This is a genomic window from Streptomyces sp. NPDC031132, from assembly GCF_055570595.1.
The window spans coordinates 21,535-36,577 of sequence record NZ_JBVIGX010000039.1 but is presented as its reverse complement, the minus strand read 5'-3'; the positions used below and the strand labels follow the sequence as shown (position 1 = coordinate 36,577).

Below are 15,043 nucleotides of genomic sequence, written 5' to 3'. Positions count from 1 at the left end.
AAGTCCCGTCTGGCCGGCGGGTCAGCGCAGGACGGTGAACAGGTCGGTGCGGACCCGGGCCGGGTCGCGCCCGTGCGCGAACCGCCGGGTGATCCTCGCGCCGAACGGGGTGCGGGTGACGATCCCCGCCGCGCGGGCCCGCAGCAGCGCGGCGGCCGGCGGCCCCCCGCCGAAGATCGCCCGGGTCTGAACGACCTGCATCCGGTGCACGGCGCAGGCCGCCGGGGCCCGTCGCTCCTGGTAGGCCGCGAGCCGCTGCACGGTGGGCTCCCCCGCGTGCAGCGCGCCGACGAGTACGGGGTGCAGCGCGGCGGCGTCCTGCAGGGCCAGGTCGATGCCCTGGGCGCCGATCGGCCCGTGCGTGTGCGCGCTGTCGCCGAGGAGGACGAGCCCGTCGCGCACCCACTCGCGGGCGTGCGAGGCGGACACGTCGAGCACGGTCAGGTCGGCCATGGAGCCGAGCTGGGCGTGCAGCAGGCCGGCGAACTGCGGCAGGATCCCGGCCAGCTCCCGCCGGAGGTCCCCGATCCCGCGACCGCCGGCGCGGGCCCCGCCCTGCGGCAGGGCCCAGACCACGCTGATCCGGTCGGGGTGGGTGTCGTGGACCAGGACGGCGCTGTCCGGCCCGCGGTGCACCCGTACGCGCCCGGTGGCCCGGCGCGGTGCGTGCAGCGAGAACCGCACCACGTCGTGGGCGAAGGACGTGCGCCCCGCGTCGATGCCCGCGAGGGCACGGGTCTTGGAGAACCGGCCGTCGGCGCCGACGACCACGGCGGCCCGCACGATGACCGGCGCCCGGTCCGGACCGTGCACGACGGCTCCCTCGCACGGGCTGCCCGGACGCTTCTCCAGGAGCGCGGCGATCCGGTGCCCCTCGAGGGCGGTGAAGCCGGGCAGCCTGCGGCAAGCGGCCAGGAGTTCCTGCAGCAGGTGCGCTTGCGGGAGGGCGAGCAGGTGGTCGTACGGGGCGGGCAGGCGCCCGTAGTCGACGTCGAGCAGCACCTGCTCGCGCTCCAGGATCTGGACACCGCGCAGGCTCGCCGCCCCGCGGGCCGCGGCTCCGGCGAGGGTGCCGAGCTCGTCCAGGACGCGCTGGCCGCCGGGCTGCAGGAGCTCGCCGTGGAAGTCGCGGCGGAACCCGGTGGAACGCTCGACGAGTGTCACGCGGATGCCGGAGCGCAGCAGCATGAGCGTCAGCGCGAGCCCGGCGGGGCCGGCGCCGATGACGCAGACGTCGGTGTCGAGCTCTTCACCCACCGGTTCAGACCGCGGCCCGGGCTGCCAGCATCTCGTTGACCATGGCGAGGTAGCGGCGCGGGGTGTCCGCGTCGTCGAGGCCCTCCTCGTCGAGCAGGACGTCGTACTCGCGCTCGATGTATCCGGTGGTCTGCAGGACGGCGAGCGAGTCGTAGCCCAGCTCGAACCAGCTCAGGTCCAGGACGTCGCCGTCGAGGTCGACGCCCTCGTCCTCGCCCGCGCACTCGCGCAGGATGCGCTTCAGGTCGTCGAGTTGCAGCCGTTCCATGGTCTCCCTCTGTTCTGGTGGGTGATGAGTGGTGGGGTGGGTGCCGGTCAGGCGTCCGCGGCGCGGACGACGACCGCGGAGTTGAAGCCGCCGTGGCCGCGGGCCAGTACGAGCGCGGTCCGCAGCGGCAGCCCCAGTGCGGGGCTGGCCGCTCCGGTGACCAGGTTCAGCGGGCAGTCGTCGGCCGGCAGCTCGGTCCCGGTGGTCGGCGGGATCACCTGGTCGCGCAGGGCGAGCAGGGCGGCGGCCACGTCGAGAGCCGCGCCGCCGGCGGCGAGCCGCCCGGTCATCGACTTGGGCGCGGTGACGGGCACCCCGCGCGGCCCGAACAGTGCGGTGATCGCCGCTGCTTCGGCGCGGTCGGCGCTGCGCTCGCCCGCCGCGTCGGCGAAGACGACGTCGACCTCGTCGGGGTGCACGCCCGCATCGGCGAGGGCGAGCTCCGCGGCCGCGCCGAGCCGGGAGGTCCCGTCGGCGTCGAAGGTGGCGGCGTGCCCGGCGATGCTCCCGTAGACGCGGGCGCCGCGACGGCGGGCCTCCTCGGCGCCCTCGAGGACGAGCAGAGCGCCGCCCTCGCCCGCGACGTGGCCGCTCGCGTCCTCGGAGAACGGCAGGTAGGCGCGGGCCGGGTCCTCCCGGTCGGTGAGCCCTCCGCCGGCCAGGTAGGCGGCCCAGCCCCAGGAGCACAGCGCGGAGTCGAGGCCGCCGGTGACGACGAGCTCGGCGCCCTTGCGAATCTGGCGGCGGGCGTGGGCCATGGCGTCGAGGCCGCCGGCCTGCTCGGAGACGATCACTCCGGAGGCTCCGCGCAGGCCGTGCCGGATGGAGATCTGGCCGCTGTTGACGGCGTAGAACCAGGCGAAGGACTGGTACGCCGAGACGTGCTGGCCGCCCTTGCTCCACAGCGCCTGGAGCTCCTGCTGGCCGAAGTCGAAGCCGCCGAAGGAGTTGGCGGTGACCACGCCCGCGGCGTAGTCGGGCAGCTGCGCGGGGTCGGCCCCGGCGTCGTCGAGCGCCTCCTTGGCCGCGGCGAGCGAGAGCCGGGTGACGCGGTCGGTCTGCGGCAGCAGCCGGCTGGAGACGTGGTCGGCGTCGACGAATCCGGGCACCTCCCCGGCCAGCTTCGCCGGATAGCCGCTCGCGTCGAAGCGGCTGACCGGGCGGATGCCCGATTCGCCGCGCAGGACGGCGGACCACCAGGCCTCGGTGCCCAGCCCGTTGGGGGCGGCGACGCCGATGCCGGTGACGACGGGGGCCGCGGTGCGGGAGCCCGCGGCGGCGGAAGCCGCTGCCTGGGCGGGGGCGGCGACAGCGGTGTTCATCGGTCCGCCTTCAGGTTCGGGCTGGTCAGGATCATCGCGCTCTGGAACCCGCCGAAGCCGCTGCCGACGGTCAGGACCGCGTCGGTGCGCTGGCTGCGGGCGGTCAGCGGGGTGTAGTCGAGGTCGCAGGCCGGGTCGGGCTCGTGCAGGTTCGCCGTCGGCGGGACGGTGTCGTGCTCGATGGCGAGGGCGCAGGCGGCCACTTCGAGGGCCCCGATCGCGCCGAGCGAGTGCCCGATCATCGACTTGATGGAGCTGACGGGGACCTCGTACGCCCGCTGCCCCAGGCTGAGCTTGAAGGCCTCGGTCTCGTGCTTGTCGTTCTGCTTGGTGCCGGAGCCGTGCGCGTTGATGTAGTCGATGTGCTCGGGCAGCAGCTGCGCCTCGTCGAGCGCGGCGGTGATGGCGGTGGCCATCTCGGCTCCGTCGGGCCGCAGTCCGGTCATGTGGTACGCGTTGCTGCGGGAGGCGAAGCCGGAGATCTCGGCGTAGACGTGCGCGCCGCGGCTGCGGGCGTGCTCGTACTCCTCGATGACGAGGACGGCCGAGCCCTCCCCCAGGACGAACCCGTTGCGGGTGCGGTCGAAGGGCCGGGAGGCGGTCTCCGGCTCGTCGTTGCGCGTGGAGGTGGCGCGGATGGCGTCGAAGCAGGCGGCGGTGATCGGCGTGATGGGCGCCTCGGCCGCGCCGGTGACCATCACGTCGGCGCTGCCCTCGCGGACCAGGTCGACGGCGTGCCCGATCGCGTCCAGACCGGAGGTGCAGCCGGTGGACACCAGCGCCACGGGCCCCTGGGCGCCGACGGTACGGGCCACCTCGGCGGCCATCGAGCTGGGCACGAAGTGGTCGTACAGGTGGGGCACGGCCTTGGTGTGGTCGACGAGCGTACGGCTGCCCTGTTCGCTGACGACCCCGTACTCGGCGTCGAGGCTGGTGGTGCAGCCCAGCGCGCTGCCGAGGGTGACCCCGGTGCGCGTGGCGTCGTACGAGCCGGCCAGACCGCTGTCCGCGACGGCCTCGCGGGCGCTGACGACGGCGAACTGGGCGGCGCGGTCCAGGCGGGCGGACTGCTCGGCGGTGAGCCCGGACTCCTGCGGGTCGAAGTCGGCCTCGGCGGCGATCCGGGAGCGGAAGCCGGAGGCGTCGAAGAGGGTGATGGCGCGGGTGGCCGTACGGCCGTCGGTCAGCAGCGACCAGAATTCCTTGGTGCCCGGGCGGCCCGGTGCCACGACCCCGATGCCCGTGATGACGACTCGTCTCATCGCCCTTCCCCCTGTCCTGTCTGGTCGCGGTGGCCGCGCTGCACGATGCGGGCGGCCCGGCCGAGCATCCGGGGCAGTTCGCCGCCCCGGACGAAGAAGTGGTCGCCCGGCACGGCCCGCCGGACGAACCGTCCGGTGGTCCAGCGGCTCCAGCCCTCGGCGGCCTCGGCGCCGACGAGGGGGTCCTCGTGGCCGGTGACCGCGAGCAGCGGTACGGGCACGGGTCCGGGGGTGGCCGGCCCGGTGGCGGCGGCCCGCAGGTTGCGGGCGAGCTTGAGATCGGCGCGGAGCACGGGGAAGACCGACCGGAACCAGATGTCTCCGGGCCGCACGCCGGGCGGCAGTGCGTCGAACCGGTCCAGGACGCGCAGCAGTTCCGCCTCGGGCAGCTCCGCGGAGTCCGCGAAGACGGCCGCGGTGTCGGGCGGCGGGCTGGCCCCGACGGCCAGCAGTGCGGGCATCGGCAGTCCTTGTTCCAGCGCGACGTGGGCGACCGTGAGGGCGACCGTCGCGCCGAGGCTGTGCCCGTAGAGGATGTAGGGGGTGCCGGGCTCGTCGGCGATCTGCTCGAACAGCGGCTTGAGGTCGGCCAGGAGCTCTTCGCGGCCGGTCAGCCGGATCTCGCGGCGCCGCTCGTCGCGTCCCGGCAGCAGCCAGGACGTGGTCTTCACGCCGCTCCCGGCGAGCTTGTCCCACCGGTAGAACGAGGACACTCCGGCCCCCGCATGTGCGAAGCAGTGCAGCCGTACGGCCTGCCCGTCGCCCATAGCCACCTCCCAGGAACCGAACCCACGTAGACCTCGACCCTCACCGACCGCGCTGGAGACCGGCTCGAATCGGTGTGCAGGGGTCGAGGAGGCGGTGCGGTCCGGCGGGGAGCCGGCGGGCGGTCGCCCGCCTCGGCTCCCCCGGGACGCGATCGGCTAGGCCGCGTACAGGTCGAACGTCGATCCGCGGCGCGGGCCCGCCACCACGTCCAGCGCAGGATCCACCGTCAGCATCGCCTGGTGCAGGCGCTGCAGCTGCGGGGACGGCTCCACGCCCAGTTCGTCTATCAGGCGGTTGCGCAGCCTGCGGTAGACGTCCAGGGCCGTGGCCTGGCGGCCGGAGCGGTACAGCGCGACCATGGCCTGCGAGTGCAGGCCCTCGTGCTGCGGATGCCGGGCGATCAGCTCGGTCAGCTCGGCGATGACCTCGACGTGGCGGCCCAGGCGCAGGTCCGCGTCGATGCGCCGCTCGACGGTCACGAGCCGGCTCTCCTCGAGGCGCATGACCTCGATCTCGAGGATCGGCCCCACCCGTACGTCGACCAGCGCCGGGCCGTTCCACAGTCCGAGCGCCCTGCGCAGCATGTCGGCCGCGCGCTCGTCGTCCCCCTCCTCGTACGCGTTCTGCCCACCGGCCACGAGCGTCTCGTACGCGTGGACGTCGACCGCGTCCGGCGGAATCTGCAGCAAGTAGCCGCCGTGCCGCGTCGCGAGCACGTCCTTGGCACTGCCCGGGACCCCCGGACCCATGGCGGTGCCCAGCCTCCTGCGCAGCTGCAGGATGTACGTCTGCAGGGTGGTGAGCGCGCTCTGTGGGAGCTCGGTGCCCCAGATCTCCTCCATGAGGGTCTGTACGGGCATCACCCGCCCCGGATAGAGCGCGAGCAGCGCCAGGATCTGGCGCGGCTTACCGGCCGTCGGAACAATCGAGCCCCCGTTGACCTCGGCACTCAACGGACCCAGAACCTGAATCTGCACGGTCTCCTCCGTATTTTGTCGAGTTCTCATCGATTTTCAGCCCTCGACTCCGGCACGCTAGCGGGATCCAGTGCCGTGCCCCCGAATTCTCGAGCAGGTGTCGAGCCGCTCTCCGTCCATGACGGTTGCAGGTTGAAAACACGGTGGTAGATTCCGCTCAGGGGATTAAAACCGGCGCATTTGCTTACGGCCGCCGGTCTTCGTGTCTTTCCGCAGATCCCGCGAGATCGCCGGGAGGAGGCACCATGGATTTCGGCGCGCACGGCGCCCGGGACGTTCCCGGCGACGCAGGGGTGGACTTCCGCATCCTGGGCCCGGTCGAGGTGTTCGACCGGCGTACGGGGGCGTGCATCGTGCCCTCCGGCTCCAAGCAGCGGGCGCTGCTCGGCGCCCTGGTGGTCCGGGCGGGCCATGTGCTGTCCGCCGACCGGCTCATCCACGAACTGTGGGGCGACCGGCCGCCCGTGAGCGCGGCCAACGCGCTGCAGGCCCACGTGGCCCGGCTGCGCCGGCTGTTGCAGGGCGGGGCTCCGGACGCGGGCGGCCACGAGTGGATCGCGACCCGCTCCATGGGGTACCTGCTGCACCCGGGCCGGGCCACCGCCGACGCCCAGCGCTTCCACCGCCTGTCCGCCGAGGGCCGCGCGGCCCTCGCCTCCGACCCCGTGCACGCGGCCGAACTGCTGCGCGGGGCCCTCGCCCTGTGGCGCGGCCCGGCCCTCGAGGGCAGTACGCAGGGACTCATCTGCACGGTGGAGGCGGACCGGCTGGAGGAGCTTCGGCTGACCACGCTGGAGACGCTGTACGACGCGAACCTGCGCAGCGGACGGCACGCCGAGATCACCCGGGAGCTGGAGCGGCTGACGGCCAGCCACCCCATGCGCGAGCGGCTCTACGACCTCCACATGCTGGCCCTGTACCGGTGCGGCCGCCAGACGGAGGCGCTGGGCGTCTACGAGCGGGCCCGCCGGCGGCTGGTGGACGAGCTCGGCGTCGAGCCAGGCCCGGCCCTGCGCGAGCGCATGGAGGCGATCCTGCACCATGCGCCGTCCCTCGCGGTCCCGCGGCCCGCGCCGGTGGTCCCGCGCGCCCCGGCTGTCCCGCTCCCCGCGCTCGCCCCGCTCAGCCCGGCCGCACCGGCCGCCTCGCCGGACCATGATGCGGCCCTCCTCGAACTCGGCCGCGAGATCGCCCGTCTCGGCGACCGGATCGAGTCGCTGAGCCGGGAGCAGGAGGCACTGATCCGGCGTTTCAACCTGCTGGCCGCCGTTCCCGTGCCGGGCGGGCAGCTCGTCTGACCCGCGCGGGCGCCCGTACGCGAAAACCCCCTGCCGGCTGTCTGCGGCAGGGGGTTCCGTGCGTCGGCTCGGCTCAGGCGAGGCACTCCGAGGGGCGGCCGTGATAGGCGGTCATCTCCTGGAACAGGGCGCCGACGTCCAGCGGCGATCCCTCGGGCAGGCCCTGTTCCTCGGCGTATCCGCGGTGGAGGTTGGGCAGCAGGCGCTCGGCGTCCAGCAGGTCGGCCCAGGGGCCGAGGTCGGTGGCGCGGGCCAGCTCGAGCGGGCTCGCGCCGGCGGCGGCGCCCTCCTTGGCCAGGCGCTGGATCCAGCGCAGGTAGGCCTCGTTGGCGTCGAGGAGCTCGGGGCCGCCGACCGGGCCGTGGCCGGGGACGACGGTGGTGGCGCCCAGTGCGCGCAGCCGGTCCAGCGCGCGCAGGGAGCCGGCCACGGACCCCATGACGCAGAACGGCGTGACCCCGTTCATCACGAGGTCGCCGGTGAACAGCACGCCCTGCTCGGGCAGCCAGACGATCGTGTCGTCGGTGGTGTGGGCCGCAGGCCCGATGTGCACGAGCTCGGCCCGGATGTCGCCCACGTGGAGCGTCGTACGGTCCCGGAAGGTCAGTTCGGGCGGGGTGACCTCGATGTCGCCCCAGCAGACGTCCGGCCACAGTCCGGCCATGTGCAGCCCTGCCGCCTGCACCATGGCCCGGGTCCGCTCGTGGCCGATGGTCAGGGCTTCGGGGAAGACGAAGTTGCCGTAGGTGTGGTCGCCGTGGAAGTGCGTGTTGACCACGGCGCGCGGCGGCCGCGGTGCCAGGCGCAGCGCGGCCCGGCGCAGCTGCCGGGCCCGGCTCTCGGTGGCGGCGGTGTCGACGAGCGCGCTGTGGCCGCCGTCGGTGAGGATGCCGGCGTTGTTCAGGCACCAGCCGCCCTCGGGCTGGACGTACGCGTGGACGCCTTCGGCCACCTCGATGACGGCGCTCTTGGCGTCCACGGGCCACCTCTTTCTACGAAGATCCGGAAGAGGAATTCTCGGTCTCCGGGCCGCCGCTCCGCTCGATTTTCCCTTGATTTCCCGTTGGATTCCGGACTCCGGTTCGCTTTTCTCCCCGCGCCTCGAACGAATGTCGAGCGGATTTCCAAGGAAATCCTTTCCGGTCACGGATTTGCCATGGCGCGGGGTCGCGGGCCGTCAGACCCCGGCGGGCTCCGGCAGGACCAGGCGGCGCGGCGCGGCGCGCCCCCACGGGAATCCGTGGTGCAGATGGACGGCCGGCGGCCGCTTGTCGTCGACCTCGACCGCGACCGCCGCCAGCACGTCGGGCACCGGTTCGACCTCGAGGAACCGCCAGCGCGCCGCCGAGTCGTCGGCGGGCGGGCGGAAGGACAGGACGCCCCGGTCCTCGGCCAGGGTGAACACGAAGGAGTCGAAGGGCAGGCCGAGTCCCAGCCCGCGGGCCTTGGAGTACGCCTCCTTCAGCGTCCACAGGCGCAGGACGCGCCGGTCGCGCGGCCGCCCGGGGGCGGCGCGGGCGATCCACTCCTGCTCCTCGCGGGAGAACGTCGCGATGATGCTGTCCAGACCGCGCTCGCCGCGGTCGAGCCGCTCGACGTCGACTCCGATGCGCAGGCCCCGGGAGACGCCGAGCAGGTTGTACGCGTTGGCGTGCGACAGGTTGAAGTCCAGCGTGTCGGCGCCGCGCGGCAGGCCCCCGGCGGGCGTCTGGAGGAACGGCCGCCCGCGCGAGGAGCGCCAGATGATCGCCTCGGCCTCGGGGATGCCGGTCTCGAGGGCCAGCACCCGGCGCACCAGGGCGTGGGCGACGAGGTACTGGCGGCGGTCGCGTTCGAACAGGAAGCGGCCGGCCACCTGCTGCTCGTTCTCGTCGAGCCAGTACGAGGCCAGGGTGGCGGCGATCCCGGGCGCGAGGTCCTCGTTGGGGCAGAACCACAGGTTGACGGGGGCCGGCTCGTTCTCCCCCTGCCCCGCCGGGTCGAAAGACAGCGCGGTCATGCCGAAGCCTCCTCGCCGCCCAGCCACAGCGGTACGCGCAGGAATGCGGATGCGGGCAGCGGTACGGCCACGGTGGCTGCCCCGTGGGCCGGTTCGAGCGCGGTCCAGTCGACGTCGAGCCCGGACAGCCACAGGCCCCGGAGCTGGTGCAGGTGCCCGGCCTGCCAGAGCGCGGCGAGGTACCCGTCCGTCTCCGGTACGCCGCCCAGCCCCAGCGGGTCGGCGCCGCCGTCCCGCAGATCGGCGCAGGGAGCGCCCTCCCGTACGAACCGCTCCAGGACCCGCACCAGTTCGCCGGTGTCGGCGACGACGGCCGCGAACCGGCAGTCCATGGCGGCCCGGCCGGTGCGCAGGGCGCGGGCGAGCACCCCGAGCGGGGGCACCGGGCCCCCTCCGCCGAGCAGTTCGGCGAACCGCCGTGCGGTGGCGGCCAGGTGGGCGGGCGTGGGGGCGGACAGCACGAACAGCTCGTCGGCCGCGGGAGCCCGGTCCGGGGCGGATCCGGCGGCGGGGGCCGGCACGTACTCCTCGAGCACGACCTGGGCGTCCGCGCCGCCCGCGCCGCGTACACCGACGCAGATCCGGCGGGGCGCGCCGTCCCCGTTCTCCCCGCTGCCCCAGGGCTCCGCCTCGGCGCGGCCGGGGCCGGGTGCCAGGATCCGGTGGCGCAGCTGGAGCACGCCCCGGGTCAGGGCGGCGGCCCCGGTCGCGGGGCCCGCGTCGCCGACGAGGGCCCGTACGGACCCGGCGTTCTCGCGGACGGCGACGGCCGACGCGTCCACCCCGGCCGCGCGCAGGGCCTCGCGCAGCACCCGCTGCGCGGGGTCGTCCGCCGGGGCCTCGGCCCGCGTACCGCGATCGGCGCAGGACGCGCGCAGGACCGCGGCGGCGCGCGCGGCGGCCCCCGTACGGGCGTCGGCGGCCCGGGACCTGCGGCCGGGTCCGGCTGCGGACGGGTCGGGTGCGGTGTGGCCGACCGCGCTGCCGCGGACCACGCAGTGGACGCTGTCCCCATCGGCCAGGGCGCGTGCCAGCGGCTTGAGCAGCAGCGCCCCGACGCCTTCGCCCGCGCCGGGGCGCCGACTGGACGGGTGCAGCAGCAGTCGGACCCCGCCGACGAGCGCGGCGGCGCATTCGCCGCGGTGCAGGGCGGCGACGGCGAGATGGAGGGCGACGAGCACGGAGGACTCGGCGGTGTCGACCGACTGGCTGGGGCCGGTGAGGCCGAGCAGGGCGGAAAGCCGGTTGGGCAGGCTCCACTGGCCGCCCGCGGGCATCGGCCGGGGCCGCTCGGGCGTCCACGTCCGGGCCGCGAGCAGTACGTAGTCACCGCTGCCGGCGCCGGTGAACACCCCGACGCTGCGCGGCGTACCGTCGCGCGCGGTCAGGGCGTCGAGGCGGCCGCCGGTGCAGCCGGCGTCCTCGAGGGCCTCCCAGGCGGTCTCCAGGAACAGCCGCTCCTGGGGGTCGATCAGGGCGGCCTCGTGCGCGTCGATCCCGAAGAACTCCGGGTCGAAGTCCTGTACGCGCTCCAGGTAGTGGCCCCGCTCGTCGCCGGGCCGGCCGGAAGGCGGCTCGGAGGCGCTGTCGTGCCCGCCGCGCGCGCGGCGCCAGAAGGAGGCGAGGTCGGGGGCGCCCGGGTAGCGGCCGGCCATCCCGACCACCGCGATCGGCCCGGCGGCGGGCGCGGAATCCGTGCTGCGGGCGGGAGCCGGGTGCGCCGCGCCCGGGGACGGCTCCTCGGCGTCCTGCTCCGGCCAGGCGTCCGGCAGTGTGAAGACCACGGGCCCCGAACCGGTGGTGGCGCCGGCGCCACCACCGGCGCCGGTCAGCAGAGCGGCCACCTGGGCCCGGTCCAGATGGCCGTTCTTGAACCGGGTCAGGACTTCCTTCTCGTCCATCTGGACGCGCTCCTTCTCACATCAAATTTGAAACGGCTTCAGCCGCGGCGGGCGAGCAGCACGAGGGCCTCGTCCACGGTGAGCCGGTCGTCGCGGATCGCGTCCAGCAGGACGTCGAGATCGCCGCCCGGCAGAGGCCGTACGGCAGGGGCTGCGGCGGGCGTGGGTGCGGGAGCGGCGGACACCGGCCCGGCGGCGGCCGGGCGGAACGCCGGTTCCGGCGCCTGGCGAGCGGAGCTCCCGAGGGCCGCCGGAGCAGGGGCGAGGTCCTGCGCGGCCGCCCCGGTGCGCGCCGCGATGTATGCGGCCATGGCGGCGAGGTTGGGGTGCTCGTAGAGCAGCACCGACCGCTCCTGGAGACCGAAGGTGCGGTTGACGCCCGCGATGAACTCCGCGCCCACGATGGAGTCCACACCGAGCACGTTGAAAGCGGCGGTGGTGTCGATGTCCCAGGGGTCGCAGCACAGGATCCCCGCGAGCTGCTCCCGCAGCGCCTCCGCGATCCGGGTCGCCGCGGCGGCCGCCGGCACCTGCCGCTCGAGGCCCGTGGCCGGCACCGGGACGGCAGCGGCAGCGGCAGCGGCGGGCACGGTGGCGGCAGCGGCGACCGGCGCCGCTGCGGCGACGGCGTGGGCGAAGGGGGCGGAGACGGGGGCCGCGGCCGCGCTGCTCGCCGCCCGCGCGACCTCACGCGCGAAGGACGCCGGCGTCGGGAAGTCGTACAGGTCGGTCGCCAGCACCCGCAGCCCGTACCGGGCGTTGACGACGGCCACGAACTCGACGACCAGCAGGGAGTCGAGCCCCATGGACTGGAAGGTCTGCTCGGGGTCGATCTTCTCCGGCTTGACCCGCAGCACGTCGCCGAGCACCCCGATGAGGTCCGTCAGTACGTCCGCAGCATGTTCATTCGTCATCGCAGGCTCCTCCAAGTCGTCGGTGGCAGACGGTCACGCGGTGCTGCCCGAGAGCACCGGCCGGGTCCGGCGGGCCGTGGCGGCGCCCAGCGCTTCGCCCGGGGCGTCGCCCACGGGGCGGGGTGCGGGATCGGTACCCGGCATCCCGACGCGGAAGCCCTTCTCCGCGCCCTCGGGCACCAGGCAGGGCAGCAGCAGCGACCACACCCCGGCCACCCGGCGCTGGAGCTCGGCGTACGGCATCCCGGTGGCGGCCAGCGACTCGATCCCGCAGCTCGCCGCGGCGACCAGCGACTCGATGCTCTCCCAGGGGCCCTCGGCGCGGAGTTCACCCGCGTCGCGGGCCTCGCGCAGCAGTCCGCAGACCTCCGCGAGCCAGATCCGGTGGAAGTCGGTGGCGAGCACGGGGAGTCCCGCGCACTCCTTGGTGATGCGGAAGCTGGCCGGGATCGCAGGCTCCTCGCGCAGGTTGAGCGCGAGCCAGTGCGTCGTGTTGATCAGCGTCTGGAGCGGAGAGAGGCCGGAAGCGCGCAGTTCGCGCACCGACGCGTGCAGCAGCTCGCAGCCGCGCAGCTGGACCGCCTCCGCCAGTTCGTCTTTGGAGGCGAAGTGGAAGTACAGCGCCCCCTTGGTCACTCCGGCGAACGCGGCGATCTCTCCCAGCGTCGCGTTCGCATAGCCGTTGCGGTGGAACATCTCGGCTCCCGCATGCACGAGCTTCCTGCGGGTCCGCTCCGACCTGTCCTGCATCGCGCTGCCTCCTCGGCCCGTGGTCCGGGCGCGCGTCCGGCCCGGCGAGCCGATCGCGGCCGCGTTCCTCGTATCGCGTACGGCCATCTCAGCCCACGCGTACGAGTCGCTCGCTGTTCGTGTCCGTGGCCACCGGACTCTCGGGGCTGGCCATCAGGATCGAGCGCTGCAGCCGGCGCAGGGCGGCCGAGGGCTCGAGCCCGAGTTCGCGCACCAGGGTGGCGCGCAGCCGCTGGTAGACGTCGAGGGCCTCGCCTCGGCGGCCGGAGCGGTGCAGGGCCAGCATGAACTGGCCGTGCAGGTTCTCGTGGGTGCGGTACCGGCTGGCCAGCACGGTCAGTTCGGCGAGCAGCTCGCGGTGCCGGCCGAGCCGCAGATCCGCCTCGATGCGCTGGTCGAGCGCGCAGAGCCGGGTCTCCTCGAGCCGCCGGGCCTCCATGTCCAGCTGGATCCCGCCGTGCACGTCGGCGAAGGCCGGCCCCGACCACAGGGCGAGCGCCTCGCGCAGTTGCCGGGCTGCGCCCGGGAAGTCGCCCGCGTCCATGGCCCGGTAGCCGATGCCGGCGAGCCGGTCGAACTCGCGGACGTCGCTGGTGCCGCCGCCGCTGTTGAGCAGGTAGCCGCCGGGCAGCGTGACGAGCACGTCCTTGGCGGTGCGCCGCTCCGCGTCGCCCGCGGTGCCCTCGGCACCTTCGCCGCCTTCGCCGGCGGCCGCACCGTGCTCCAGTGCGTTCGCGATGAGGGCCCGCAGCTGCAGTACGTAGGTCTGCAGCGTGGTGCGGGCACTGCGCGGCGGTGTTCCCGCCCACAGTTCCTCGATCAGAGCCGAGACCGGGACGACCTGGTCGGCATGAAGTGCCAACAGTGCCAGCACCTGTCGCGGTTTGGGGGCCGTGGGCGTAACGGAGACTCCATGCTCCCGAACCGCCAGTGTGCCCAGTACTTCGATGTCCACGCCGTACTCCCCTGTCCGTGGATGAGCCTTCGCCAGTAAAAAACAGGACCGGCGGTTTGTCAATACGAAACCGACCGTGCTGTTTTTATTTCTTAGCCCACCTAACGATCCCTCATGTACCGCTCCGACCTGCGGAGTTGTCATCACGGAAGCTCGCCGGCCCTCCTCCCACCCCACTCTGCATCTCCTCCAGAACAAACCGAGGAGGGTGAAAACAGACCGCAAGGTCTCCCCTTACCGGCCACGGCGGACACGCAAAAGCCCCGGCCCCTCCGCGCGGTGCGGGAGGGAGCCGGGGCAGGGTGGTCGTGTCGCCCACGCCCCCTACCGCTCGCGGGCACCCTCGGCCTTGAGGTCCGCGAGAAGGGGAGCCGGTACGAGCGTCGGCAGCAGGAGCCGCCAGAACCGGGTGACCGTGGAGGCCGAGAGCCACGCCATGTCCCGGGCGCCGAGCACCTCGAAGCCCACGGTCGCGGCCACCACGGCGGAAGCCACGTCCCGGGCCGCCACTTCGGGGCGCAACTCGCCCTCTGCGTCGGCCTGTTCCAGCGTCTCCTCGACCCACTTCCGCCAGCGCTCGCGCAGATCGGACTGCGGCGCGCGGGAGGCATCCCCGCTCAGCTCGAAGCCGGCCCGCAGCACCACATCGGTGCGCAGCGCCGCGGCGAGGCCATGGGTGACGTCGACGAGGAGCTGTAGGCGGCCCGCCCCGGGCGGGGCCCCTGAATCGGTGACGGCCAGCAGCCGGGTGAGCGCCGCCGCCTCGACGGCGTCCGCCAGCGCGGCCTTGCTCGCGAAGTGGAAGTGCAGCGCCCCGTTGCTCACCCCGGCCAGCGAACTGATCCCGGTGAGCGACGCCACCGAGAAACCCTCCCGGTCGAAGATCTGGGCCGCGGACCGGATCAGGGTGTCACGCGTGCGCGCCGCGCGCTCCTGTTTGACCATCGACTGCTCCGTCACTGCGAGGGGTTGCGACGCCTGCGAAGGGCAGGCGGTACGTACGTGCTGCGGAGCTGCGCGAGGGAGCTGCACCTGACGGGCGGCGCCCCTCACGGTCATGACAGGCCTCTCCCGGCAGGATGCGACCCCGCTCCGTAGGGCAACTATAACAAACCGCGTATGCGGTTTTTGCCGAAAGGGCTCGCCCCGTTCGGTTATGACCGAAAACTGGGCCAAGTCACCGGCGCTGTTCGGGCACACTCGGTCACGTTCAGCCACGCTGCTCGAGAATCACTGTCGTCACGCTCGACTCACCCAGGAGAGCGAACCGCTGAAGCGGCTGGGGCTACAGTGGGCCACGGGCCGGGAGGACCCCATTGACCAGGGGAAACGACCCAACCAGGAGAAGGCTCTGCAGTGCTTGCAGTAGCGG

The 15,043-nt window shown here is 73.8% G+C and carries 14 protein-coding genes; 1 reads left to right on the top strand and 13 read right to left on the bottom strand.

Features of this window, described 5'->3' with window-relative positions:
• Positions 1 to 21: 21 nt before the first annotated feature.
• From ACZ49B_RS33835 to ACZ49B_RS33810, 6 genes are all read right to left on the bottom strand, one after another.
• Positions 22 to 1,257, bottom strand: a complete 1,236-nt coding sequence (locus tag ACZ49B_RS33835; RefSeq protein ID WP_468313628.1) for an FAD-dependent monooxygenase — start codon at positions 1,255 to 1,257, stop codon at positions 22 to 24.
• 4 nt (positions 1,258 to 1,261) lie between these two features.
• Positions 1,262 to 1,525, bottom strand: coding sequence for an acyl carrier protein (locus ACZ49B_RS33830; RefSeq protein WP_468313625.1), 264 nt, complete (start codon positions 1,523 to 1,525; stop codon positions 1,262 to 1,264).
• Between the two features lie 47 nt (positions 1,526 to 1,572).
• On the bottom strand, positions 1,573 to 2,847 hold the full coding sequence (locus tag ACZ49B_RS33825) for a ketosynthase chain-length factor (RefSeq protein WP_468313623.1): 1,275 nt from the start codon (positions 2,845 to 2,847) through the stop codon (positions 1,573 to 1,575).
• Complete coding sequence (locus ACZ49B_RS33820; protein WP_468313620.1) at positions 2,844 to 4,109, bottom strand: beta-ketoacyl-[acyl-carrier-protein] synthase family protein; 1,266 nt, start codon at positions 4,107 to 4,109, stop codon at positions 2,844 to 2,846. The genes ACZ49B_RS33825 and ACZ49B_RS33820 overlap by 4 nt, the downstream gene beginning before the upstream one ends.
• Complete coding sequence (locus ACZ49B_RS33815; RefSeq protein ID WP_468313617.1) at positions 4,106 to 4,876, bottom strand: thioesterase II family protein; 771 nt, start codon at positions 4,874 to 4,876, stop codon at positions 4,106 to 4,108. Before ACZ49B_RS33815 ends, ACZ49B_RS33820 begins: the two co-directional genes overlap by 4 nt.
• Positions 4,877 to 5,032: 156 nt before the next feature.
• Positions 5,033 to 5,854, bottom strand: a complete 822-nt coding sequence (locus ACZ49B_RS33810) for an AfsR/SARP family transcriptional regulator (RefSeq protein WP_053789484.1) — start codon at positions 5,852 to 5,854, stop codon at positions 5,033 to 5,035.
• A 245-nt stretch (positions 5,855 to 6,099) separates the two neighbouring features.
• Here ACZ49B_RS33810 and ACZ49B_RS33805 point away from each other — a divergent pair, with 245 nt between their 5' ends.
• Positions 6,100 to 7,152, top strand: coding sequence for an AfsR/SARP family transcriptional regulator (locus tag ACZ49B_RS33805; protein WP_468313614.1), 1,053 nt, complete (start codon positions 6,100 to 6,102; stop codon positions 7,150 to 7,152).
• Between the two features lie 73 nt (positions 7,153 to 7,225).
• Here ACZ49B_RS33805 and ACZ49B_RS33800 read toward each other — a convergent pair whose 3' ends face one another.
• The 7 genes from ACZ49B_RS33800 to ACZ49B_RS33770 all read right to left on the bottom strand — a co-directional run bounded on the left by ACZ49B_RS33800 (position 7,226) and on the right by ACZ49B_RS33770 (position 14,631).
• The gene (locus ACZ49B_RS33800) at positions 7,226 to 8,131 is read right to left on the bottom strand and encodes an MBL fold metallo-hydrolase (protein WP_468313611.1); all 906 of its coding nucleotides are present in this window, start codon (positions 8,129 to 8,131) and stop codon (positions 7,226 to 7,228) included.
• 198 nt (positions 8,132 to 8,329) lie between these two features.
• Entirely contained in the window at positions 8,330 to 9,151 is an 822-nt protein-coding gene (locus ACZ49B_RS33795; protein ID WP_468313608.1) for a 4'-phosphopantetheinyl transferase family protein, read from the bottom strand.
• On the bottom strand, positions 9,148 to 11,052 hold the full coding sequence (locus tag ACZ49B_RS33790; RefSeq protein ID WP_468313605.1) for a beta-ketoacyl [acyl carrier protein] synthase domain-containing protein: 1,905 nt from the start codon (positions 11,050 to 11,052) through the stop codon (positions 9,148 to 9,150). Before ACZ49B_RS33790 ends, ACZ49B_RS33795 begins: the two co-directional genes overlap by 4 nt.
• Before the next feature lie 38 nt (positions 11,053 to 11,090).
• Positions 11,091 to 11,966, bottom strand: coding sequence for a phosphopantetheine-binding protein (locus ACZ49B_RS33785; protein ID WP_468313602.1), 876 nt, complete (start codon positions 11,964 to 11,966; stop codon positions 11,091 to 11,093).
• A 33-nt stretch (positions 11,967 to 11,999) separates the two neighbouring features.
• On the bottom strand, positions 12,000 to 12,716 hold the full coding sequence (locus tag ACZ49B_RS33780) for a ScbR family autoregulator-binding transcription factor (RefSeq protein ID WP_468313599.1): 717 nt from the start codon (positions 12,714 to 12,716) through the stop codon (positions 12,000 to 12,002).
• 88 nt (positions 12,717 to 12,804) lie between these two features.
• On the bottom strand, positions 12,805 to 13,671 hold the full coding sequence (locus tag ACZ49B_RS33775; RefSeq protein WP_468313597.1) for an AfsR/SARP family transcriptional regulator: 867 nt from the start codon (positions 13,669 to 13,671) through the stop codon (positions 12,805 to 12,807).
• A gap of 324 nt (positions 13,672 to 13,995) precedes the next feature.
• Entirely contained in the window at positions 13,996 to 14,631 is a 636-nt protein-coding gene (locus tag ACZ49B_RS33770; RefSeq protein ID WP_468313594.1) for a ScbR family autoregulator-binding transcription factor, read from the bottom strand.
• Positions 14,632 to 15,043: the final 412 nt, after the last annotated feature.